1 protein-coding gene is annotated in these 8,195 nt (G+C 71.8%); it reads right to left on the bottom strand.

Annotated elements, in window-relative coordinates; translation table 11 throughout:
- Positions 1-8,195, bottom strand: an 8,195-nt coding sequence (locus tag O3Q52_RS43910; protein WP_269654117.1) for a non-ribosomal peptide synthetase, incomplete at both ends; no start/stop codon positions are given.

Raw genomic sequence — 8,195 nt, 5'->3', positions numbered from 1 at the left:
GCTGCCCCTTGGCACCACATAGCCCGCGAGCCGCCTGTTGCCGGAGTGGTCCGCCCAAACCGTCACCGCCGCCCGGCTGACCGCCGGGTGCCCGGCGAGGACCGCCTCGATCTCGGTCGGCTCGACACGGATACCGTTCACCTTGACCTGGGTGTCGGCTCGCCCCACGTACTTCAGGTGACCGTCGCTGTCCCACTGGGCCAGGTCACCGGTGCGGTACATCCGCGCGCCGACAGGCCCGAACGGACACGCCACAAACCGCTCCGCAGTCGCCCCGCCACTCCGGTGGTAGCCACGGGCGACGAGGCCCGCGACATACAGTTCACCGACCACACCGGGCGCGACCAGGGTCAGTTCCGGCCCCAGAACGTAGGCGCGCATGTTCGCCAGCGGCCTTCCGACAGGTGTCGCACCGGTCCCAGCCGAATTCAGCGGGAGCGTCATCGTCGACGCGTAGAAACTCTCGGTCTGCCCATACGCGTTGACGACACGGACCCCGGGCAAGGTGTCGCGAACCCTGTCGACCAGATCCGCCGAGAGCGCCTCGCCAGCGAACACGACGGTTTCCACATCAAGTTCAAGGCCGCCCGGGCCGTCGGTGCCGATCTCGTCGAGCAGTGCGGAGAACACCGCGGGCACGGCACTTATGGTGGCGCCCGACCAACTGCCACGCTCCCCGAGTTCGAGAACGTCACGGACGATCTCGACACTCGCCCCGGAAGTCAGCGCGGTGAATATCTCGAACACCGACACATCGAAGTTCACCGACGTCGCCGCGAGCATCCGGGAACCGGACTCGACAGACGCGATCCGGCCCAGATCCCGCACGCCGTTCACCACACTGGCGTGGGTGATGGCGACGCCCTTGGGGACTCCTGTCGACCCCGACGTGTACATCACGTAGGCCAGGTTGTCCGGTCGGACACCTGTGCCCGAGACTTGGACCGGAGGGCCTTCGAGGTCCAGGTCGTCGAGGTGGAGTACCGGCACTTGGGACTCCGGCAAAGCCGCCGCCGTCTCCCCATCGGTCAGCACCAGCGCCGGATCGGCCGTGGTGAGCAGTAGGTCCGCACGCGTGGCCGGATGGTTGGGGTCGACCGGCAGGTATGCGCCGCCTGCCTTGAGTACGGCAAGGAGTGCGACCGCCAGGTCCGCCGATCGCGGCAGGGCCACGGCCACCAGCACGTCCGGCCCGGCCCCCCGCTCACGCAACATCACGGCCAGCCGGTTGGCGCGGGCCTCCAGTTCCCCATACGAAAGGGTGGTCTGCCCGGATACCACCGCCACCGCGTCCGGTGTCCGCGCCGCCTGGGCGGCGACCAGCTCCGGCACCGTCGTCCCCGGCACCCGCACCGTCGTCTCGTTGAGCTGTGTCAACCAGTCCCGTTCGCCGCTGGTGAGCACGTCCACCGCCCCGAGCCGCGTCCCAGGATGGGCGACCACCTGCCGCAGTACCCGCACAAAGCGGTCGACGAGACCTTCGGCCGTGGTGTGGTCGAAGAGGTCCGTCGCGTACTCAAGCTGCCCGTACGCACCCCCGGAAGGGTCAGGGGCCATGTTGAAGAAGAGGTCGAACTTCGCGGTGCCGGTGTTCGCCGGGACGGGGGTGACCCGCAGGCCAGGCAGGCCAAGGCCTGCCTGGTCGATGTTCTGCCAGGCGAGCATCACCTGGAACAGCGCGTGGTGCGCTGTCGAACGCTCCGGGTTGAGCAGCTCCACCAGGCGCTCGAACGGAACGTCCTGGTGGTCGTACGCGGACAGCGCCTTGTTCCGGACCCGATCCAGCAGGTCCGCGAACGTGGGGTGGCCCGACAGGTCGGCGCGCAGCACCCAGGTGTTGACGAAGAAGCCGATCAGGCCGTCGAGCGCGGCGTCGGTACGGCCGGCTATGGGGGAACCGATGGGGATGTCGCCCCCCGCGCCCAGCTGGTGCAGCAACACGGCGAGCGCCGCCTGCATCACCATGGGTGTCGTCGCCTCACGCTCGCGGGCCAGCGTCTCGACGGCATCCAGGAGCTCCGCTTCGAGGGTGAAGTCGAGCTGGTCGCCGCGGTGGCTCGCCACCGCCGGTCGCGGCCGGTCGGTCGGCAGGCGCAGCGGCTGCGGGACGTCGTCCAACTCCGCCTTCCAGTACGCGCACTGACGTGCCAGGGTGCTGTGCGGGTCGTCGGCGTCACCGAGCAGGTCGTGCTGCCACAGCGTGTAGTCGGTGTACTGCACCGGCAGCGGCGGCAGTTGGGGTACGCGGCCCGCGAGTCGAGCGGCGTAGGCGGCGGCGAACTCGCGCAGTAGCGGCGCCATCGACTGGCCGTCACCGGCGATGTGATGCAGCACCAGGCACAGGAGGTGATCCGTGGCGTCGCGGCGCAGCAGACGGGCCCGCAGCGGTATGTCCGCGGCGAGGTCGAAGGGCTGTCGGGCCGCCTCGTCCACGGCGGCCGCGACCTCCGCCGCGCCGACCGTCACGACCGGCACGTCCGGACGGGACTCCACGACGGGAAGCACCACCTGGTGCGGATTGCCTTCGCCGTCCTCCGCGATCACCGTGCGCAGGCTCTCGTGGCGCGCCACCACGTCTCCCAGCGCCGCCGTCAGCGCGGCCACGTCCAGGTCGCCGGTCAGGCGCAGCGTCAGCGGGATGTTGTACGTCGCCGAAGGGCCCTCGAACCGGTCGATGAACCACAGCCGGCGCTGCGCGTACGACAGCGGCACCTGACTGGGGCGGTTCGACCGGCGTCGCAGCGGCGTCCGGACGTCGAGGTCCGTCGCGAGCTCCCGCGCCAGTTCGGCGACCGTGGGGGCGTCGAACACCGCGCGGATCGGCAGTTCCACGCCGAGTTCTGTACGGATGCGCCCGGTGAGGCGCGTGGCGAGCAGCGAGTGCCCGCCCAGCGTGAAGAAGTTGTCGTCGACGCCGACCCGGTCCACGCCCAGGACCTGTGCGAAGAGGTCCGCCAGGGCCCTTTCACGGGAGGTGCGCGGCGCGCGGTAGGCCTCGCCGTCGAGCCGTGGTTCGGGAAGGGCTCTGTGGTCCAGCTTGCCGTTGGGCGCGAGCGGCAGGTGATCGAGAACGACGAACGCCGACGGCACCATGAACTCCGGCAGCCGTGCCGCCGCGAACGCGCGCAGAGCCGTGACGTCGACTGTGCCCGCCAGGACCACGTACGCGAGCAGACGGGCGCCGGCGGTGCCGCCCGGGTCACGAGCGATGACAGTCGCCTGCCCGACGTCCGGATGTGCGGTGAGGGCGGTCTCGACCTCGGCGGGTTCGATGCGGAAGCCGCGCACCTTGACCTGGGTGTCGGTGCGGCCCGCGTACTCCAGGTGTCCGTTGTCGTTCCAGCGGGCGAGGTCACCGGTGCGGTACATGCGGGAGCCGGGCGGGCCGTAGGGGTCGGCGACGAAGCGCTCGGCGGTCAGGCCCGGGCGGTGATGGTAGCCGCGGGCCAGTTGCCCGGCGACGTACAGCTCGCCCACCACGTCCTTCGGGGCCGGGGTGAGACCAGGACCCAGCACGTAGGCGCGCATGTTGGGCAGCGGGGTACCGATCGCGGTGCTGCCCGTGCCGGTGCCGTCGGTGGTGAATGTGGTGGCGTAGAACGACTCCGTCTGGCCGTACGCGTTGACGATCCGGACATCCGGGAACGCCTCGCGGGTGCGCCGCACGAGCCCGGTGGGTAGTGCCTCGCCCGCGAAGACAAGGGTCTCCACGGACGTCTTGTCGGTGATCTGGTCGATGAGTTCGGCGAAGGCGGAGGGCACTGTGCTGATGACACTGCCGTGCCAGGTGTCGCGTTCGGCCAGTTCCAGGACGTCCTGGGCGAGATCGAGAATCCCGCCATGGCACAGGGTGGTGAAGGTCTCGAAAACGGAGACGTCGAAGTTGACGGAGGCAGCGGCCAGGACGCGGGAGCCCGCCGTGATGCCGGTGCGGTCGGCGAGGTGCCGGATGCCGTTGACGACGGTGGCGTGGTCCAGGAGTACGCCCTTGGGGGTGCCGGTGGAGCCCGAGGTGTACATCACGTACGCCAAGGCCGCCGGACCCGGACGGGCCCTGTCGGTGAAGCCGGTCGCCGGAAGCTCCGCGAGGTCGACGGTGTCCAGGAGCAGGACGGGCGCGTCGGTGGCGGGCAGCACGTCCGCCGTCGCCGTGTCGGTGACGAGCAGGGCGGGCGCGGCGTCGCTCAGGATGAGGTCCAGGCGGTCGCCGGGGTACTTGGGGTCGATCGGCAGATAGGCGGCGCCCGCTTTGAAGACGGCCAGGAGGGCCACGATCAGATCGGGGGTGCGGGGCAGGGACACGGCCACCACGGTCTCCGGGCCGGCCCCACGCGAGGTCAGCTCCCGGGCGAGGCGACCGGCCCGGGCGTCGATCTCCGCGTACGTCGCCGAAGCGCCGTCGCACAGCACCGCCACCGCGTCCGGAGTCGCCGCCGCCTGCCGCTCGAAGAGGTCCGCGACCGTCGTCTCCGGCACCGCAGCGAGTGTCGCCGCGCCCATCGATGTGCCGAGCAGCAGGGCGCGTTCGTCCGGCCCCAGGATGTCGGCCGAGGCGACCGGCTGCCGCGGGTCGTCCGCGATCCGGCGCAGCACGCGCAGGAAGCGCTCCGCGACCGTGTGCGCGGCGGACGGTTCGAAGAGGGCGTGCTGGTAGTGGAGGGAGATCCGCAGGTGCGGGCTGGACTCTGCCATGACGGTCAGCGGGTAGTGGGTGCCCGTGACCGGGCGGATGCCGGTGACCTCGATGCCCGCGGCGGTGTGTGCCTCCACGATCCCGGCCCGGTCCACGGGGTACGACTGGAAGACCACCAGGGTGTCGAAGAGCGTGGGCAGGCCGAGCGTCTGGTGCAGTTCCGTCAGTCCCTGGTGATGGTGGTCGAGCAGCGCGGCCTGCCGCTCCTGGAGCGTGGTCAGAAGCTGCGCGAGAGGTGCGCCGGGGGTGCAGTGGACCCGTACGGGAAGGGTGTTGATGAACATGCCGAGCATCGCCTCGGATCCCGGCACTTGCGGCGGGCGACCCGACACGGTCGCGCCGAACATCACTTCCTGACGGCCCGTCAGCTGCCCGAGCAGGACCGCCCACGCGCCCTGCACGAGCGTGTTGACGGTGACGCCGAGCTCGGCGGCACGCCGGGACAGCTCCCGGGCCTCGTCCGGGGACAGACCCACCTCGGCCTGCCCTATGCCCGTGCTGCCGACGGTGCGCCGGTCTCCCGGGCCTGACACGGCGTCCGGCAGCAGCAGTGTCGGCTCGCGCACACCGTCCAGCTCCGCCGCCCAGGCACGTGCCGTCGCGTCCTTGTCCTGCCGGTCGAGCCAGCGCAGGAAGTCCCGGAACGGGCGGAGGCGGGGCAGCACCGACGGGTCTCCCCCGGACCCGTACAGGAAGAGCAGCTCCCGCATCAGGAGTGGCAGTGACCAGCCGTCGAGCAGGACGTGACTGACCGTCAGGACCACGTCAGCGCACAGCTCGCCCGTGCGGACCAGGGACAACCGCAGCAGCGGCGGTGTTCCGGGAGCAAAGGCCTCCGCGTGGTCGTCGGCAAGGAAGGCGGCGACGGCCTCGTCGCGCTCCTGGTCGGGCAGTGCCCTGAAATCGAGCTCCCGCCAGGGGAGGCCGACACCTGCCTGAGTGATGACCTGGACTCGGTTGCCCGCGGCGTCGGTCGTGAAGGCGGCACGCAGGCTGGCGTGCCGGTCCAGCAGTGCCTGCCCGGCGGCGCGCAGACGGTCCGCGTCGACGTGCCCGGAGACCTGGAACGTCAGCTGCATCTGGTACGGGTCCCAGGCTTCGCCGCTGAGCTCCGTGTGGAACAGCAGGCCGGACTGCAGGGCCGTCAGCGGCCAGACGTCCACCAGGCCGGGGTAGCGGCGCTCCCATCCGTCGATGTCCGCTTGCGTGGCCGCGACCAGCGGCAGGTCGGAGGGCGTGAGCCCGCCCGCGTCCGGACCGGCGGCGTGCAGGGCCAGGGCTTCGAGCGCGGTCCGCCACAGCCCGGCGAGCTCGCTCACCTCGGCGCGGCCGAGCACGCCGGGCGGGTAGGCGAAATCGGTCTCCAGACAGGCCCCTGCGCCGGTGTCGAGGACCGCCGCGTTGATCTCCAGAGTGGACATGGCGGGGATGTCCATGGTGCGCGGCGCGGTCAGGTCGCCGACCGGGGTGAAGCCCAGGCCGCGCAGGTCTTCGGGCATGTCCGTGGCCCCGAAGCGGCCCAGGTAGTTGAAGCCGATCTGGCCCGCGGAGTACCGGTCGAGTTCGGCCCCGGCCTCCGGGTTGAGGTGGCGTAGGAGGCCGTAGCCGAGGCCCTTGTCGGGCAGGGCCCGCAGCCGCTCCTTGACGTCCTTGACGAGCGCGCCCGCAGCCGGGCCGCCCGCGAACGCGTTGTCCAGGTCGTGGCCGGCGACGTCGAGGCGGACCGGGAACACGGTTGTGAACCAGCCCAGCGTGCGGGAGAGGTCGGCGCCCGGCACCACGCTCTCCTCGCGCCCGTGCCCCTCCAGCTTGACCAACGTCGTTGACGCGTCCACGCCGCGGTCCCGGCGCCAGCGCGCGACCGCCATCGCGAGGGCCGTGAGCAGCCCGTCGTTCACCCCACCTCCGTACGCGGCCGGGAGCGCGGCGAGCAGCTTCTCGGTCGCCTCGGCGGACAGGCCGATCCGCAGGTGTTCGAGCGTGGTGCGGGTGTCCGCCTCGGGGTCGAGGTCCCGGGCGCCCAGGAGTGGATCGGGGCCGTCGAGGACCGAACGCCACAGGGGCAGTTCGGCGAGCCGCTCGGCGGAGTGCGCGTCGCGGGTGAGTGCGCGCGCCCAGCGGCCCGGCGCGGTGCCCGCTCCGGGCAGGCGCGGGAAACGGTCGTCGCGCACCTGTGCCCAGGCGGCAGCGAGGTCCGGCAGCAGGATGCGCCAGGACACGCCGTCGACCACCATGTGGTGCAGGACGATGAGCAGCCGACCTCGCGTGCCGGGCGCCGTGGCCCGCTCCGCGAGCATTGGATCGAACCACACGAACTGGGCCATGACCCCGCCGCGCGGGTCGAGGCGACCGGCAGCCGACTCCAGCTCGGCCGCGACCAGTTCCTCCCAGGCGGCCTCTTCGCCGGGCGCCTCCCATGCCGTACGACGCACAAGGGCGGCCGGGTCGAGGGCGGCCGGGTCCTCTACGAGGAGAACCGGCTGGTGCTCGCCATCGCCGTGCCGGGTCGGGCCGTCCTGCCGGGGCGCGTCGCCGTCGCCGTGCCGGGCGAAGTCGTCGCCGGCGATGGCAAGCCGTGCGCGCAGTACAGGGTGGTGCACGCACACGGCGGCCAGCGTCGCGTGCAGGCCCGCCTGGTCGATGCCCTCGGGCAGCTCCACGGCCATCGCCATCGCGAACCGCTCGTATCCGCCGCCCGCGTCGAGCAGATGCCGCGCGACCGGCAGCAGCGGTACGACCGAGTCGTCGCCTGCGTCCTCGTCGGCCACGCCGGTCCCGTCAGCCGTGGTGATCGTGGTCGCGGCCTCGGCGAGCGCCGCCACGGTCCGCCATTCGAAGATCAGCTTCGGAGTGATCTCGACGTCCCTGGAGCGGGCCCTGGAGACGACCTGGAGCGAGCGGATGCTGTCGCCGCCCGACGCGAAGAAGTCGTCGTCGAGCCCCACCCGCTCCAGGCCCAGGACCTCGGCGAACACCGCGGCGAGCGCCTTCTCGTGCGCGGTGCGCGGCGCCCGGTACGTGCGGCCGGTGACCTTCGGCTCCGGCAGCGCCGTCCGGTCCACCTTGCCGTTCGGGGTGAGCGGAAGCCGGTCGAGGACCACGAACGCCGACGGCACCATGAAGTCCGGAAGCCGCCGCGCCACGGCGGCCCGCAGTTCCTGGGCGTCGATCCCGGCCAGCAGGTCGACGGAGTCCTCCCGCACTGTCCGGCTGCTGGGCACCACGTACCCGACGAGCTGCTTGCTCCCGGCCGTGTCCCGGACGACGACCACCGCCTGGGCGACCTGGGGGTGTGCAGTGAGGGCGGCCTCGACCTCGCCGGGTTCGATGCGGAAGCCGCGCATCTTGACCTGGGTGTCGGTGCGTCCCGCGTACTCCAGGTGTCCCTCGGGGGTCCAGCGGGCGAGGTCGCCGGTGCGGTACATGCGGGAGCCGGGCAAGCCGTACGGGTCGGCGGCGAAGCGTTCGGCGGTCAGGCCCGGGTGGTGGTGGTAGCCGCGCG

This window comes from Streptomyces sp. ActVer (assembly GCF_027270795.1).
Taxonomy (GTDB): Bacteria; Actinomycetota; Actinomycetes; order Streptomycetales; family Streptomycetaceae; genus Streptomyces; species Streptomyces umbrinus_A.
The sequence above is the reverse complement of the archived record's forward strand: the minus strand, read 5'-3'. Positions and strand labels throughout refer to the sequence as shown.